This window comes from Larkinella sp. C7 (assembly GCF_006149005.1).
Classification (GTDB): Bacteria; Bacteroidota; Bacteroidia; order Cytophagales; family Spirosomataceae; genus Larkinella.
The window spans coordinates 1,042,336-1,058,319 of sequence record NZ_VBSL01000001.1; the positions used below are offsets into that span (position 1 = coordinate 1,042,336).

Genomic DNA, 15,984 nt, shown 5'->3' on the forward strand with positions numbered 1-15,984 from the left:
AACTAAGATTTTACGCTTTTCAATCGTTTGGTTTTGTACCACATCAGGAGTTCGAAGGTGCTGACTTCGTATAAAAAGAACACGATACAGATAAACGTAGTCACGGCCGGATGTAAGTTCAACAAGATTTTATCCGGCAGAAATAATCGCAGGTAAAAAAAGCTTAAAAACAAAGCATTAAATCCCTGCAAGATGAGATTAACCTGAGCATTCCGACCAAATCCGGATTTGTGCCAGTACATCAATCGCCTGAAAGCAAAGAAATAAGTGACCAAGGCGACAGTGGCGAGGGCAAATCCCACATAATCCGATTTCAGTGAAAGTGGAAACATCACATTTAAACCATACAGAACCAGACTGGAAAGAACCGTAATACCCAATCGTGGCATTTTAAAATAGCTGCTCAGAATGGATCGAAGCAGCCGAATGTGAACTTTGGCCTGAGTAGTATGGTACTCTTCCTCCATCTTCAACAACCCCTTCCGCCCTCCAAATCCTTTGTGAATGTCGATCAGGGCGAGTTCAAACGGAATACCGTTGGCCACTTGCTCAGCAATGCCGTTGGCGTAGTGATCGGTCAGTTCGGCAATCAGGTCTTCGTTGAGGAGCCAGTTTTCTTTCCGCAGGTGGCGATCGATCGCGGTGAGTTGGTCGGGTGTCAGTGCCATATCAAATAGCCGGTTTTAACGTCAAAAGCCGTTGCAGGTTCTCCAGCATGATGCCCAGTTCCGAAATCCGGCTGACGGCTTCGGTGTGGCCGTCTTTCGTTAGCGAATAGTATTTCCGCGCGCGCCCTTCCACCACCTGCGTTTCGGTTGTCAGCAGACCCTCGGCTTCGAGTTTGTGCAAAGCTGGATACAGTGCGCCCTCCGTAATCGCCATCTGGCCCGCTGTCAACGCTTTCACTTTCTGCGTGATTTCATAGCCGTACATGCGCTCCTGTTCTTCGAGTAGTTTCAGGATTATGACGGACAAACTGCCTTTAAGTAACTGCTGATTGCTGTTCATAGCAGCAAGTATACAAAAAATTTCAACATACCTACAAGTCTTAGGTATACAGTGTTTCGTCAGAGAATAATCATCGTTCATCGGAATAAGCATCGAAATCCTGGTTCAGACCGTATCTTTGCAGGCAATGAAAACCTATTTTCGCTTACTTTCTTACGCCAGACCACTGGGGCGTTTTCTGACGCCCTTTTTGCTAACCTCCATGTTGGCCAGCGTATTTGGCGTGCTGAACTTTACGCTGCTGATTCCATTGCTGGATGTTCTTTTCGATAAAGTCGACCCGGCAAAGTTACAGGCCCTGCTGAGCCAACCCGCTCCGAAGCTGTCGTTCGAGACCTCGCCGACCGAGGTTTTTCAGTATTATTTCGCGCTTTTTTTCCGGCAATATGGCAAACTCGGTGCCTTGCAGTTCGTCTGCGGCATTGTGGTGACGACGGTCCTGCTCAACAATTTATTCAAGTATCTGTCGGTTCGGCAATTGGAGAGCTTCAAAGCCCGGATGGTGGCCCGGCTGCGCGAGACGGTTTTTACCAAAGCCATTCAGCTGCACCTCGGTTTCTTCTCCAACGAACGCAAGGGTAACCTCATCGCCCGCACCATCACCGACGTTCAGGAAGTCGAAAACTCCATCGCCAATAGCCTTTCGGCGGCTTCCAAAGAGCTTTTTCTGCTCATCGCCTACATCATCGCTCTGTTCAACATTTCGGCCAATCTGACGTTTTTTGCGCTGCTGGTCATCCCGGTTTCGGGTGGTTTTATCGCCATGCTCGTCCGGCGAATGAAGCAGGACGCCCAGGTCGGCCAACAGCGGCTGAGCGGCATTCTGAGCCTGCTCGATGAAACCTTCGGCGGGATGCGCGTCGTGAAAGGGTTCAACGCCGAGGGCTTCGTGACCGAGAAATTTCAAACGGAAAACGATGGCTACCGCCGGGCCGTCCGATCGCTGGCCAACCGGCGCGAACTGGCGTCGCCCTTCTCCGAATTTATGGGCATTCTGGTCGTCGCCATCATTCTGCTCTACGGCGGTTCGCTGATCCTGACCCAGCAATCGGAATTATCGGCTTCGGATTTCATCACTTTTATTCTGATTTTTTCGCAGGTCACGCGCCCAGCCAAGGAGATTTCCAACGCTTTCAGCGGTTCACAGCGCGGGATTGCGTCGGGCGAACGGGTGCTGGAACTGATTGATACTGTGCCGCTTATTCAGGACAAACTCAACGCCCTTACGCTCCCCGGTTTTCGGCAGCACATCGAAGTCCAGAACGTGTCCTTTGCCTACCAGCCTGACCGGCCGGTTTTGAAAGGAATCAGTTTTACGCTGGAAAAAGGCAAAACCATCGCCCTCGTCGGGTCGTCGGGGGGCGGAAAATCGACCATCGCCGACCTCATTCCGCGTTTCTACGACCCCACCGCCGGGCGGATTCTGATCGACGGCGTGGACCTGCGCGATTGCACGATGCACTCCCTGCGCAACCTGATGGGGATTGTGACCCAGGAGAGCATTCTGTTCAACGATACTATTTTTAACAACATCGCGTTCGGCAGCGAGGCCACGGAAACCGACGTGATGCGGGCGGCCGAGATTGCCAATGCCCACGATTTTATCCTGGCTCAGCCCGATGGCTACCAAACCGTTATCGGCGACCGGGGTGGGCGGTTGTCGGGCGGACAACGGCAGCGCATTAGCATTGCCCGGGCGGTGTTGAAAAATCCACCGATTCTGATTCTGGATGAAGCGACGTCGGCCCTGGATACGGAATCGGAAAAACTGGTTCAGGAAGCGCTCACACGCCTGATGGCCAACCGCACGACGCTGGTGATTGCCCACCGGCTCAGCACGATTCAGCACGCAGACGAGATTCTGGTGGTGCAGAACGGGGAGATTGTCGAGCGCGGCACGCACCAGGATTTGCTGGAACTGGAAGAAGGATTTTACCGGCGGCTGACGGTATAATACCGCCTGGCGGATTTACTGGCGGGCCTGGTAACAAATCTGGTGGATAAAACTCAGCTTTTCCAGAACACCCGACGGGATGATAAACGGATAGAGATCAGGATGGCCCATGCTGCGGTTGAGATTGTTCATGGCAAACGACAGCGGCCCCCAGAGATCCATCAGCGTCTTGAAATCTTCCGGATCATAGGGATCGATTTTCTCTTCCTGCGCCATGCTCATCGAGTCCATAACCGGCTGGAATTGAACGCTTAACCCAAAGGCATAAGCGGTTTCGAGCGTATCCAGAATGTGCAGGTAATGCGCCCAGGTTTCGGCCCAGTCTTCCCAGGGGTGAGCGCTGGCGTAGGCGCTGATGTATTTCAGATTCCAGCCCGCCGGAGGCCCCTGCTGGTAATGATTTCGCAAGGCATCTTTATAACTCTCCCGCTCATCGCCAAACAGCTCCCGGTACTGATCGATCCGGTTGGTGTTGCGGATCAGGCGATCCCAGTAATAATGCCCGATTTCGTGCCGAAAATGGCCCAAAACCGTGCGGTACGGTTCGTCCATTTTCTGGCGGGTCATCTCCCGTTCAATGTCATCGGCTTCCACGATGTTGATGGTAATCAGGCCCCGCATGTGACCGGTTCGGATGCGTTTCTGGGTTCCGTCGGCCAGAAAATCGAAGGAGAGCCCCCGTTCCGGATCGGCCGACCGGCCAATCACGGGAAGTTTCATGCGCCGGAGCGAATAAATCAGTCGGTGTTTGGCGGTCTCGATCACTTTCCAGCGTTGCAGATACGCCGGTTTACTCAGGTTGGGAATGGTTCGGTTCAGCGTACAGGCTTCGCAATAGCGCGATTGTCCATCTTCCACCAGCCAGTTGCAAACGCCGTACTGGTGGTTGGCACAATAACGGTAAAGCGTTTCACCCTGGTTATAAATCCGGAACGTATCGGTGCCTACAGCCTCCAAAGGCAGCAGTTCCAGTTGCCCGGCGACAAAGCCAAGCGGGTATTCACACTGGGTACACCGGCTGTTTTCAAAGTAAATCGGTTCTCCGCAGTGTGTACATTTAAAAAGTTTCATACGCTAACAGAACCAGGAATCTTAAAACTCCTCATCTTCTAAACCCTAACTTACTCTAAATTAACGCGACCTATGAGATGATGCCCTTGCCTAACAGTTGTCTAAGTGTCGGCGGCACGTAATGTTAATAGTACATCGGGCCCCTCCGGGGTCAATAATCTCACAGTTTGCGTTAAATTACTTTCTCTTTAACGTCTTTACGACAAAATGGTTCGATAAACACCCTTTTTATTTGACGTAATAATACAAAAAATTGCAAATTCTAATACAGCTTTCTATCTTAAAATCAGAAAGTTACTAATAATTACAACATAGAAACATTCAATTACACACCTGTTACCCTATTTTCGTATCATTCTTCTCTGAATCAGATTCTGCTCCTGATAAAGCTCATTCAATACCACTCGCGAACGGTTTTCACCAGGTCGGCGCGTCGGGCTACGGTGACGTTCACTAACGCAAAAGGCGGTTCGCCCCGAAGCATTCGCCAGCGGAAGTCGAACTGGCCGATGGTTTGCTGAACGCCGTTTGTGAACCACCAGGCGGTATACAGCCGCTCGCGCCCCCGCTGCAACGACCCGACGTAAATCCGGTGGCCGTCGATCACTTTTTCCGCGACGGCCCCAAACGCATACCCGCTGCCTTTCCAGCACACCACCGGGCTGTGTTCAGCACTGTACGCCGTCCGAACCGGTTTGACGTACACCAGCGACCCGGTTTTGCTGTATTGGGTAAACCCATGATCGAGCTGGCGAGAAACATAGCCCGATGGAACCGAAACCGCCACCGGTGCAACAGGCTGGCTCCGCTGAATGACCCCAAAACCGGCCAGCCCCACGACGCCATAAACCGCTGCCAGCCGCGCCCAGAACCGACTCGAATGGGCAGGCAACGGTTTTCCAACCCGACTATAAAGACGCTGCAAGCCCCAGGTCAGCGGAACGAGCAGGTACAGGGCCAGACACGCCAGACCGACCAGATCGTGCAACGGGTCTTCGGGCGCAATCCGGAAAACGACCAGGGTCAGAATCCGCAGCAGGTTGGTCAAAACCAGCAGCCCACCCGTTCCGACTCCCACCAGCACCAGCCAGCCGAACGAAAGACGCGTGTGGGTGCGGTTTTCCAGGTGAATGACCAGAAATAAACTTGCCAGCATCGACAAACCCGTCATTTGTAGCCCCATGCAGGCCGGATCGACGGCAAAATCGACGCCGTTCAGCCGGATCAGATTGCCGCTCACGGTGGCATCGGCACCCAACATCTGCAAAATCGCCACGACCCCCGCACTCAGTTGCAGGCGGATCGGAAACCCAAAAACCGTCGTCAGCCAGCGCAAACCGGGCGACGCCAGGGCCAGTCCGCCCAGCACAGCCATCCACCGGCTTCGGGCTGGCGTCAGCAGTACATAAACCGCCAACGCCAGCCCGATGAGGAAGGTCAGATCAAAGACCCACATAACTGCCTTTTTGCCAGAGGTAGAAAACCCACACCACGGCCAGGATCAGCAAAACCCATTCGTGCGGTTCGGGAACCGCGCCGGTGTTTTTCAGGGTGGCATTGTCCAGTCCCTCTTTTGATTTTTTGATCCCAAACCGGTCGTAGTCCTGCTGCGTTTCCAGCACAATCAGGCTCGAAACCGGGGAAACGATGTTGGCCTGCTGGGCTTCGGCAACGAGCGGAGCTGTGGCATAATCCGGCTCGAAATACCGGGTTCCCAATTGGTTTAGCAGGTGGTTATAGGCATACAAACGGAGCAAATGATCGGGTGCCAGAGTGGCTGACGGTTCTGTATTTATCTCTGACATTCGCGTAATCCGGATACCCGACTGCGGCAACGAAACGGACTGATCAGACGTCATTTGCCGGATAAACCGGTTGTGTTTCACCAGCGTTTGTAACTCAGAAACCGTACCGTAATCCATTTGAAGCACGCCCAGTTCGCTCAGCGTTTTCACCAGATCCGACGGTTTCGAGAGCGAAAACGTTCGCAAAGCCGGACGTTTTCCGGCCTGCGTCTTCAGCGTTTCGGCGTAGGGACTCCCGGCCAGATCGCTCAGTTGCGGCCCGATTTCGGAGCCTTTCGTCACCAGCAAAGCCGTAGCCGGATCGGGAATTTGATGGATCGGAAACACACTAAACCGCTGTTGCAGAAGCCGTTCGGTCAGCTCGATACGGTTGGCGCTGGTCAGTTGAACCAGGCCTTCGTCGTAGACCCAAACCGGACGGTGTTCAGCGATTTTCAGTACGTCATCGATGTCGGTTTCCGTCCAGTCCTGGTTCAGATCCAGAAAAACAGCCTGCGGATTGAATCGTTCGGTGATCGTCCGGGCGGGTTGCAGGCGGTAGGTATGCCCATCGAACCGATAACCGCCCGTTGCCAGTGTCGGCGCGTCAAAGCGAAATTCCCAATACCGCTGGTAATTCGACTCGCTGATCCGTTGTTTTTCGACCGGTTTTTCAAAAAAGCCGGGTTTCAGAAAGTCCGGCCACGCCGGATTTTGCGGTTTCTGCGAAAAAACAATTTTTACGGTTTCGGTTGCGCCCTGCTCATCGGGGCCTTCAAACCAGGCGTTTTCATACACCAGTTGGGGTGGCCCGGTCTGCCGGGTTTCCAGCCGCAGGGGCGAAGTGATGCCGATTTTTACCTGCCGCGCGTCGTGGGGCAGACAGGGGAAAACCCGTACGCTGATCCGGTTTCCTTCGCGCCAGTGAACCACCGACGGATCGCGCCGTTCCACGCTCACGATGGTTCGGTAGGCGGTATCGGCTTTCGCTTTGGTGGTCAGAATGCCTTTTTCTTCCCGCCCATTGATCCACAACGACAGCGAGGTGACCACCGAACCTTCCGGCAAATGAAAGGTGTAGAGTGCTTCCTGCTGCAACGGACCGCCGTTGTGAACATGCAGGGTTTTCTCGGTATACGCCAGCCGGTATTCCGGGTAAATTCGGGCCTGGGTCAGCACATTGGTCGTCCGCAGGTGCGTACCCGACCACAGCCGCTCTTCGGTCTGGTGCCGGGAGGTATACAGCGTTCCGATGAGTTTCTGCATGTCCTGATTCCAGGCTTCGGCCGGTTTTCGGTACGCCGACGCGATAAACACCAGGGGATCGTGCCGTTTCAGTTCGTCCTGTCGCCCAAACACGCTGTTCATCCGGCTCCCCTGCTGGCTATAGATCGACCCGGTTTTCAGATACCGCTCCGTAATCCAATCGTTCGGCAGTTGCTGCGCCAGCAACACCCAGGACGGCAGTTCGTCGTCTTTCCGGGCCGTAATGGCGTTCGAGGTATAGCGAATCCGGGTATCGATTTGCGTCCATTGGTATAAAAACCAGCCGATAACGATGAGGGGCACCAAAAAACCGGCGATGATGGCCGGACGCCGGTGTTCGTGCTCGTTCCAGCTTCGTTGAAGAAGCCGACCCAGCGCAATGGTGATGAGCAGAGGGACGAGAATATGTCCGCCGATGCCCAGCAGGATGATTCCAAAAAGCCCGAGGTGGTAATGCGGAGCGACATAAACCGTCTGGTAAAGAAACAGGCACCAGACCACGGTCAGGCCAAACACCAACGCTTGCTGTCCCCGAACCGAAAGGCCATCCAGCCAGGTGGAACCAATCATCAGAAAGCCCGCAAAAATCAACATCACTTTCAACCACGGAACCGATTCCTGAAATACCGGTATGTCCCGGTTCAGCGCGTAGGCACTGATTAGCCACAACACCAGCATGAGCATACGGGCTGGGCGGCCCTGTGGCGGTTGATTATACTGACTCAACTCCTTCCTCATCAGCAGCCAGGCGGTGTAGGCAATGGCAATCCCGTAATGATACACGAATACCGTCATGTGGGCGGGTGATCCGTTTCGGGCCACATAATATTCATACAAGGCAAACAGGGTGGCCGAAACCGCGACAAACCCGAGTCCCCAGCGGAACGTCGGCTGCCGGAAAGCCAGCCACCACCAAGGCGTTTGATCGGTTAGAGGAGCAACCACTTCGGGTTGTTCCGTTGGCTGGAGAGCGGGGGCGGTTTTGGCCGGTTCGCTCGTAACGGGCGTTACAGGTGTGCTCATTCTTATGTATTTAAAAGTACTTTGTAAATCAAAGTAAAAAACACTGAAGTGTCAACTATTGAGTGAAATTTAATTAAAACCGTACCATAAAATGCTCAAAAACAGATAGATACAACCTAAACAAAAAAATCACGGCACACATTGGCACCGTGACTGTTGCTTAGAAATGAAGAGTTGGGTTACAAACACCCATCCCAGACTGAGGACCGGAATAATTTCATTGGGAAAAGCTAACACGCTGTTTGAGTTAACCGGAGAGAGCCCTGGAAGGGCGGTCTGTCAATAGTCAATAGCCGATACCAACGAGTGGTAGCTCCGAAGGAGCGGCCTGAAGATGTCTTTAAACCGCTCCTCCAGAGCTACCACTCGTTGATATTGACTATTGACAGGACAGGCCTCCGGCCTTCATTCAAACAACTTCTAAGGTTTGACCACACATACCCGATCCAAAGCAAATGAACCGGTTCCATTGCCCTGAATTCGGATCGAATTAGTTCCCTGATTCAAATTCTTCGTCAAAGTATATGTAGAATACCCGTTCGCTCCTGAATTGCTGAGGGTGGTGATGCTGGCAGCCTGCTCATTGACCAGTACAGCCGCCTGAGCCGCTGTTGCCGTTGTATAATACCGAATCTGAATTTGGTACGTACCGGCCAGAGGAACGGTATTGAGTGTAAACCGCCGGTTCGTACTGGAGTTACTATAATTACCAATCCGTTGGCTTCCCGAAGCAGCCGCATCATTCGTGACGGTGCCTGTCCCGGTCGTCAACGTGGCATCTTCGGCTTCAATACACACACTGTATGAACTGCTGGCAGAAATCATCACTGATGTACTGGCTACCGCAGTACAACTGCCCACAGAAGCCATCACCTGATACGCACCGGAATTTACTGAAGTTGCCACCGGAATGGTAGGATTCTGAGCGGTAGAAGTAAAACCGTTGGGGCCAGTCCAGCGATACGTACCTCCCCCAATAGCCGTCGCGGTCAGTGACAACGGCTGCCCTATGGCAACGGGACTGTTGCTCCCGGCATTCAACAGAACCGCTGGATTGACAATAACCGTTGTGATTGCGGGTAAACTAACACATCCACCACTATTATTTTCCACAAATTTGCCATAAGCCGTCACGCCCGCCGTAGCACCAAAGGTTTCCTTCATCAGGTTGACCCGAACTTGCAAATAGAGGGTGGCGTCTCCGCTATCGGCCGGTGCCGCAGCCACCCGCAATTCACTGACGGTAATCGAAAAACCGGCCAGTTTCTGCTCATTTTGATAACCCAAAGCACCGACTGTCAGCCGGGGTGCATCGGTTTGCAGCACCAGATTCTCGAACGTAATCCCCTTGAATTGGAGCGTTGCAGCACCCTCCGTGGCTTCGGAGCCATTCTTCATGGCATAAATACCCAGGCTACCGTGGAGTGTCGCCTGCGGTTTAAAGGCACCGTTAGCTACTGTTAACGTCACGGTAGAAGAAGGATGCAACGTGGCGGTGGCGCGCCAGAGAGGAAACTTAAGCGATTCTACGACCGTCACAGCGAGTCGGTACTCCTTGTTTTTACTGATTTGCCCCCGATATCCCAAGGGAGTAGTGGGCGCAATGGGCAAGGTTAACAATCCTTGAAAAGCCCCACCGATCAATTTGTGTTTTTCAAATGCCAGTTCGAAGCGATCCAGCGTCATGGACCAGCCGGAAGCCGACAGGGGTTGTCCGTTCAATGGATTGTTTACCGCAACAACCGCCGTCAGCCCCTGCCGGTCGTAGATCAGGTTCGTGGCTTCGATGGAAATGCGCTCCGAGCCACCGCTCCGGGTTTTAAACTCAGGAGGTAAGATGATCCGAAACTGTTGAATATAAACGCCCTTCCAGGTGCCGGGATCGGAGCCATCCGGCAAGCTGTTTTGAGGATCGTTGAAATAATCCGGCGGAAACAAAACGGCGTTGTCGTTTCGTTTTTCACTGAGGTCTAGAACCGCCTGCGTCAACTGGAAGCCGAATTGTTCGTAGCCCGTCACGGCAAAGGGCGTGATGTCGACCTTCGCGATCAGGTCGCTAAAATCCGGGGCACTCACCTGAAAGGTGCCCATCACCTGCCCGGAACCAATAACCCCGCCAGTCACCGGTTCGATGGGCACCAACATACTCCGTGGAAACAGCACATCACCGGCTACACCTAACCCGACCAGACCGCCACAATTAAACGTTGCATACGTCAAATCTTCCGTAGCTCCCGTGAAACGGTTCAACCCGCCCCGCAGCCGCAAGGTCATATTGCCCATCGGGACAATATAATCACCCAGCAGCACCAGCTTAAAATCACCCGTTAATCCACCGTCGCGGGTAAAATGCACCTGATCGGCCCCGAAAAACAATTCGCGCTCATTGACGCCCGAATGAGGGTCAGGCATCGAAGCCTTTATACGGGCAAAAACCGTCAGTTCCGCGTGTTGGGGGAAAAAGGTTACTTTCAGAATGCCCAGTTCAACGGTGCGGTTACCGATCTGTTTTTTGAGGCCGACCGGTAATACCGTTAAATCCTGCATTGTCAACTCCTCCACGTAGCCATTGCGGCTGTCTAAATAGCGAAACAGCGAAGCCGCTGAATCGCGCTCCGCCGAGGTGGCGGCTGCCAACTTCGGTTCTATCAAGGCGGTCTGGTCTGATAAAACCCGGCTACTCGTTTTTTTCGGCGAGTGGGTCAGTGCCCGCTGTAGCGCATGTTCCAGGCCCGCCGTAGTGGCGGTCGAAAGTGCGGTGCTGTTGGTGTTGAGTTTGACAAGGGCTGTTGTGGTCCCAGCCGGAAGCAACGGGCTTGAAGCCGTTGCCGGTCGGGCCGGATCCGTATCCGATGGTCGGTCTCGGTTGTCAGCATAGGCCGACCGGAAGCTCAGGAGCATTCCAAGTGGCAAAAGCAGCCCCAGGACGGTCTGGCAAACAACCGTTAACGATCTTTTCATAAAGAAACCGGATTAAAAGAAACCGGACTGTAGGACTGTCCGGCCACGAAGCATCATTTTTTAGTTGCGGTAATCTGGATATTGCTGTTGGCACCGGTGTCGTCCGTCTGTTTCACGTTCAGCGTTAGCAACTTACCCGACAAAGTACCGCTTCCCTCGGAGGTCATGGTGCCAAAATCGTCCTTGATGGTGTGTTTCGCCAGCGTGATGGTGTTTCCACTCACCGTAGCCGGCAAAAAATCAGCCTCGCCCAAACCGAAGTCAAATTTTATTTTTACTTCATTGGATTTGCTACCGGCCTGAATTTCGACATCGATGGGGTCTAGCTCAAAATCCATGAGTTGGCCTGTTGCAACCATTTTGCCCGTATAGGTTCCGACAAAAGTGCTTGTCGTATCCTGTGGGTCATCGCTGTCGTTTTTACAAGCCGAAAAACTGAGCAGAATCAAAACCGGTACAATCGTTTTCAGGTAGAAGTGGAAAAATGGTGCAGACGTTTTCATGTGCATTTGATTGGTGTATGGATTGAATAAAATTGAATTATTTTCGGGTTGCCGTAATTTCGTGCGTGTATTGCCCCTGGCCATCGTCCTCCCGGAGCGTAACCGTGAGTTGCTGTCCGATGAGGGTGCCCGTTCCTTCGAAAACCACCTCATCTCCCGGGCCATACGTAAGCTTCTGGCTTTGTGTCGTGAATTTGGTGCCCTCTATCGTTGCCATCAGCGGATCGTTGTAATCACCGAAAGGACCGATAATTTTCCACTTGACTTCGTTTTCCTTGCTCCCTGCCGTCATTTCAACGGTGATGGCCATGGTCTGGACAATGGCAGACCCCTGATTCGTCAAGCCGCCCGTTGTAACCATCTTCCCGGCGTATTTGCCGATGCTGGAAGTGGGGCTGGGTTCGGGATCGTCGCTGTTCTTGTTGCATCCGGCAAGCCCAACGATTAAAAGCATACACAGAGCCAATAGGAATTGAAGGCGTAAGGTGATGGATTTCATACAATTTATTGCTTGAGCAAACATTTTAAATGGGTTAAATTTTTCATTATTCTTCCTGTTTACTTGTAATTATGAGTTGATATAACGCCTTTAAAACACATCCAGATAAAACCGCTCACCAAAATCTTCATAGCGAATGCTGGCATCATGTCTGCGGGTTTCCTTATTGATTAATTGGTATTCCACATTTTTAAATCTCTTTTGATAGGTCGAATCATGATGAATGGCTTGTTGAAATTTTATCAAGGATTTACTATTTAATTCATTATAATCTAAACCGTATTTAATTGTGGCTTTTTTTGAATTGTGAGTTACTTTTTTGCTTTCTTTATCAACATCCAAGATGCCAACCTTATAAGTCACCATATCATTTATAATTAGTTTTTTCAAAGCTCCATCATAAACGATTTTAGTAGTATCTTGAACTATATAAAGAAAAACATCATTATCATCAAATACGTCAACCTGTAGCTCGTCATCACCACAAGGTATTTTTTTAGTTCCAAACATATTTTCTGGATATTTCTCACCACCAAGGTTTTTATAATAATCAAGATGATGAATAACAGCACATATTTTCTTCCAGTTTTCAATATTATCGCAAAAACAATTTAAGCGTCTATACACAGTTGTGTAAGAGTTTCTAACGGGAGGGCACGCTCCTATTAGAAACATTTTTTCACTTCCATATGATTTACAAGCGGGTCTATTTATTCTATAAATAATATAGAATACTGCCAAACCCAGCAAAAAAAAGTAATTTTTTTTATATTCATCGGATCGTAAATTCATTTATCAATTTGGCTGAAATTCTGGTTTGAAAAGGATGCCCAACACCCCAGAAATGCTGTAACATAAATAAGGCCTTCAGGCTTTCACTGAAGTCTTTCTTTATAGAACTTCCATTAATATCTGCTTCATCGGCACCATACCAATCCATAATATGGAAAGTAGCATTTAATCTTTGAATTGTATAATCAAAAGATTCAAGATTTTGATTATACAAACCCAGTCCTTTTTTTTGCAATTGTTTTTAATTCCATCTCGACCTTAATCTTTTGCGTACCTCCCATAATACCATAGAAATCATAGAAAGGGATCTCAGTAGGATTACTAAAATCTGGTAACCCAATACCATTAGCGCCCTCGCGCTTACTAAAAACAAAGTTACCGGTTAATTTGTCAAACCCACTTTCCTTTATGCTTGGTGTAACCTTGGTAATAAATTTATCAATATAGGGCCGTAAAGGATGCTGATAGTATTCGATTAATTTATTGGAAACAGGATCGCCTATTTCAAAAGCAACCTCTGTTTGTCTGCCAGTAAAAAAGTTATCAATGATTCTATTTTGCGAAGCAGCGGAAAGTACATCTCGAACCCCCAAAGCCGCATCAAGTAAACCACCATTTTCGTATATAGCTCTGGTATTTTCTTGTGTATATCCCACATATTTATTCCAATCACTTAAGCTCCCTGTGGTATCTATTAATTGTCGAATAGCTATCCTATTTGCTTGAGTATGAATCTTATTTGAGATTTCATTAGGCTTACCATACCATTGAAATTCACCAAATTCGATTGTCCTTTTTTGCAGATCAATAGTTGACTCTGGAAGGCCTTCATTCATCATGTCAATGAGATCCTGAGGATTCGGACAGGCAGTAGCGGTTCTTCTACCATTAGGTGAATTTGATAAAGAATCACAAGATACTAATTCATTCAATTTAGCTTGAATTATAGTCGTATTATGAATAATAGCTTCTTTAGCTTCTTGGGGAATTCCGTCATCCTCCTGGTAAGCTTGCTTCACTTCATCAAGCTTTTTCGTATATTCTTCCAATTTAGCCTTGTCATTAGGAGTATAAACTGCTAATAAATCTTTTATGGCCGTGACAGCATTTGTCACTACTTCATCAATAGGCTTAACTTCCGTCCACTTCGGATCATACGCCGACTGCGCCGTCCCTCCCACCAATTCGTAACACTCATTGACCACCACCCCGGTCAACTCAATGGCAATCCGCGAGCCCTGCAAATACGGAATCTCCGTGTAGCCCACCCCATTCCAGCCTGCCGAACCGCCACCCGTCACCTCCGTCACGATGATGTCGAAATCAGCCGCCCGGATCGTGTCGCCCGGCGCCAGGTTGCTCAACCGGCTCCCGGTGTCGGGCAGCGGAATGGCGGGCGTCGTGCCACAGGCATACGTGTGCGTGCGGGGTGTACACGGTTTGCTGCGAACCGTCAGGTAAGCCGTACAGGTGTCCGTCCCACTCATCAGCTTCACGGCGTATTCCCCAATCGCCGTCGCCGACAAGGTTGGTGAGGTGCCCAGGCTAACAGCCGCACGCGTTCCACTGGTGCGACTCCATTGATACTGGTAACCCGTCAGCGAAGCTCCGTCCATGTGTTCTACCGACAGCGTCAGCGGTTGCAAAACCCCGCCCACTCGCGGCAACACATCGGTTTCGGTATTCTGACTATCGACCGCCTTGATGCGGATGTTGCAGCCCGAAACCGTCGTGTCGCAGTCGACCGTCACCAGTCGGCTTCCCGCCCGGCAGGTGTCGATTCCCGTTACTTCGTACGCATCGATCCGGTACGTGCCTTCCTGCAAACCCGTAAAAACTGCCGGGCTGTTGGGTAGAATCGACCTCAGTTTAGTTAACAGATTTAGGAAAACGGTGCGATTTTATAAAACCGCACCGTGACCAGTTGCTGCTTTTATTTTGTCGTTCTGAATGTCAAAGAACGGGTGGATTAGCCGTTGCTAATCCGGTTTTTCCGTGGCAGTTATTTGATTAATACCTGACACAGGTATCGATTTAGTTTGTCACTAAATTGTGAGTTATTAGCAACAAATTATTCTATCAACTTGCATTTACAAACAATTTTAAAAATTAACCTATTTATATTTTAACTGCAACAAAAATTGAAGAATATTCATTGGTTGCTCTAAAATAAATCCAAATAAAAACGCTCGTCAAAATCTTCATAGCGAATGATGGCGTCGTACTTATTAGTTTCTTTATTAATTAATTGATATTCCACGTTTTTAAATTGTTTTTGATAGGTTGAATACATGGTGTATTTTCTATTGAAATACGATTCAGGATTGACTGTTTAGTTCATCAACTCCATTTAACATTGAACAGTATTTTTTATTATGAGTTTCTATTCTATTTTTCATACCGGTTTTGTAGATAGTAAGTAATACTTTCAAGTAATAAAAATAGAATGGCAAAGTGTGCCAATACGTGTCGGTGAAAAAGCTGGGCAAATGAAACGAGCATATATGGGCCTCCCAATAAACTATAAATGACAACATAAACGACAAAAATCAATGCCAATCGAGTTATAATATCAAATAATTTAAGCCGAATTAGTTCGGTTAATTTGATTAAAGTAACCGCAAAGCAAAACATTGCACCATCACTTTTTGCCATTTCAACTAGTAGGCTAAAATTATCTAGAATATCTTTTGTTAAAATTTTGCAAAACAAAATATAAGTTCCCAGCAATACCCATATTACTGCAATAGTAATAGCCTCATACTGTGTTTTCATAAGAAATTTTCACAGGCTTAATCATTTTTAAATTAAATATCTTACACTATTTTACTTTCCGGTTTTGCAGATAGTAAGTAATGCCTTCGAGTATTAAAAAGAGAATTGTAAAGTGTGCCAATACATTCCTGTAAAAGGGTTGGAAAAATGAAACAAGCATGTATGGACCTCCCAACAAGTCATATATAACAATATAAATAAGAAAAATTACAATTAAACGAATTATTATATTAAATAATCGTAACCGAAACAATTCGACTACTTTGGTAGCAGTTACAGACGCACAAAACATAATCCCATTAAGTTTATCTGCCCTTGTAAGACTAAATTCCTCATATGGATTTATAA

Annotated in this window: 15 protein-coding genes; 3 read left to right on the forward strand and 12 right to left on the reverse strand. The window is 49.3% G+C overall.

The features are described from left to right. Positions 1-2: 2 nt before the first annotated feature. A complete protein-coding gene (locus FH871_RS04175; protein WP_138990043.1) occupies positions 3-668 on the reverse strand; it encodes a hypothetical protein in 666 nt (221 codons plus the stop codon). 1 nt (position 669) lies between these two features. Beyond that, positions 670-1,008 carry a PadR family transcriptional regulator gene (locus FH871_RS04180; protein WP_114405403.1) on the reverse strand — a complete coding sequence of 113 codons (339 nt, stop codon included), beginning with the start codon at positions 1,006-1,008 and terminating at the stop codon, positions 670-672. 127 nt (positions 1,009-1,135) lie between these two features. On the opposite strand from FH871_RS04180, the gene FH871_RS04185 reads away from it, so the two are divergent. Next, positions 1,136-2,962: an ABC transporter ATP-binding protein gene (locus FH871_RS04185; RefSeq protein ID WP_138990044.1), complete on the forward strand. Its 1,827-nt coding sequence runs from the start codon at positions 1,136-1,138 to the stop codon at positions 2,960-2,962. A 15-nt stretch (positions 2,963-2,977) separates the two neighbouring features. On the opposite strand, the gene FH871_RS04190 is transcribed toward FH871_RS04185, so the two are convergent. The 9 genes from FH871_RS04190 to FH871_RS04230 form a co-directional block, all read right to left on the reverse strand. Continuing rightward, entirely contained in the window at positions 2,978-4,033 is a 1,056-nt protein-coding gene (locus tag FH871_RS04190; RefSeq protein WP_138990045.1) for a putative zinc-binding metallopeptidase, read from the reverse strand. Positions 4,034-4,427: 394 nt separating this feature from the next. Further along, entirely contained in the window at positions 4,428-5,489 is a 1,062-nt protein-coding gene (gene xrtN, locus FH871_RS04195; RefSeq protein ID WP_138990046.1) for an exosortase N, read from the reverse strand. Continuing rightward, the gene (locus tag FH871_RS04200) at positions 5,476-8,106 is read right to left on the reverse strand and encodes an XrtN system VIT domain-containing protein (protein ID WP_138990047.1); all 2,631 of its coding nucleotides are present in this window, start codon (positions 8,104-8,106) and stop codon (positions 5,476-5,478) included. Before FH871_RS04200 ends, xrtN begins: the two co-directional genes overlap by 14 nt. A 420-nt stretch (positions 8,107-8,526) precedes the next feature. Further along, on the reverse strand, positions 8,527-11,067 hold the full coding sequence (locus FH871_RS04205; protein ID WP_138990048.1) for a CBM35 domain-containing protein: 2,541 nt from the start codon (positions 11,065-11,067) through the stop codon (positions 8,527-8,529). A 53-nt stretch (positions 11,068-11,120) separates the two neighbouring features. Then, entirely contained in the window at positions 11,121-11,570 is a 450-nt protein-coding gene (locus FH871_RS04210; protein ID WP_138990049.1) for a hypothetical protein, read from the reverse strand. 37 nt (positions 11,571-11,607) lie between these two features. Continuing rightward, complete coding sequence (locus FH871_RS04215; RefSeq protein WP_138990050.1) at positions 11,608-12,024, reverse strand: hypothetical protein; 417 nt, start codon at positions 12,022-12,024, stop codon at positions 11,608-11,610. 135 nt (positions 12,025-12,159) lie between these two features. Continuing rightward, positions 12,160-12,861: a hypothetical protein gene (locus FH871_RS04220; protein WP_138990051.1), complete on the reverse strand. Its 702-nt coding sequence runs from the start codon at positions 12,859-12,861 to the stop codon at positions 12,160-12,162. After that, entirely contained in the window at positions 12,842-13,096 is a 255-nt protein-coding gene (locus FH871_RS04225) for a hypothetical protein (protein ID WP_138990052.1), read from the reverse strand. The genes FH871_RS04220 and FH871_RS04225 overlap by 20 nt, the downstream gene beginning before the upstream one ends. Further along, positions 13,068-14,171, reverse strand: a complete 1,104-nt coding sequence (locus tag FH871_RS04230) for a hypothetical protein (RefSeq protein WP_138990053.1) — start codon at positions 14,169-14,171, stop codon at positions 13,068-13,070. Before FH871_RS04230 ends, FH871_RS04225 begins: the two co-directional genes overlap by 29 nt. A gap of 1 nt (position 14,172) precedes the next feature. On the opposite strand from FH871_RS04230, the gene FH871_RS33045 reads away from it, so the two are divergent. After that, positions 14,173-14,322: a hypothetical protein gene (locus tag FH871_RS33045; protein WP_171062755.1), complete on the forward strand. Its 150-nt coding sequence runs from the start codon at positions 14,173-14,175 to the stop codon at positions 14,320-14,322. A 119-nt stretch (positions 14,323-14,441) separates the two neighbouring features. Next, complete coding sequence (locus tag FH871_RS04235; RefSeq protein ID WP_138990054.1) at positions 14,442-14,717, forward strand: hypothetical protein; 276 nt, start codon at positions 14,442-14,444, stop codon at positions 14,715-14,717. A gap of 532 nt (positions 14,718-15,249) precedes the next feature. On the opposite strand, the gene FH871_RS04240 is transcribed toward FH871_RS04235, so the two are convergent. Beyond that, the gene (locus FH871_RS04240) at positions 15,250-15,636 is read right to left on the reverse strand and encodes a hypothetical protein (RefSeq protein ID WP_138990055.1); all 387 of its coding nucleotides are present in this window, start codon (positions 15,634-15,636) and stop codon (positions 15,250-15,252) included. Positions 15,637-15,984 lie beyond the last annotated feature (348 nt).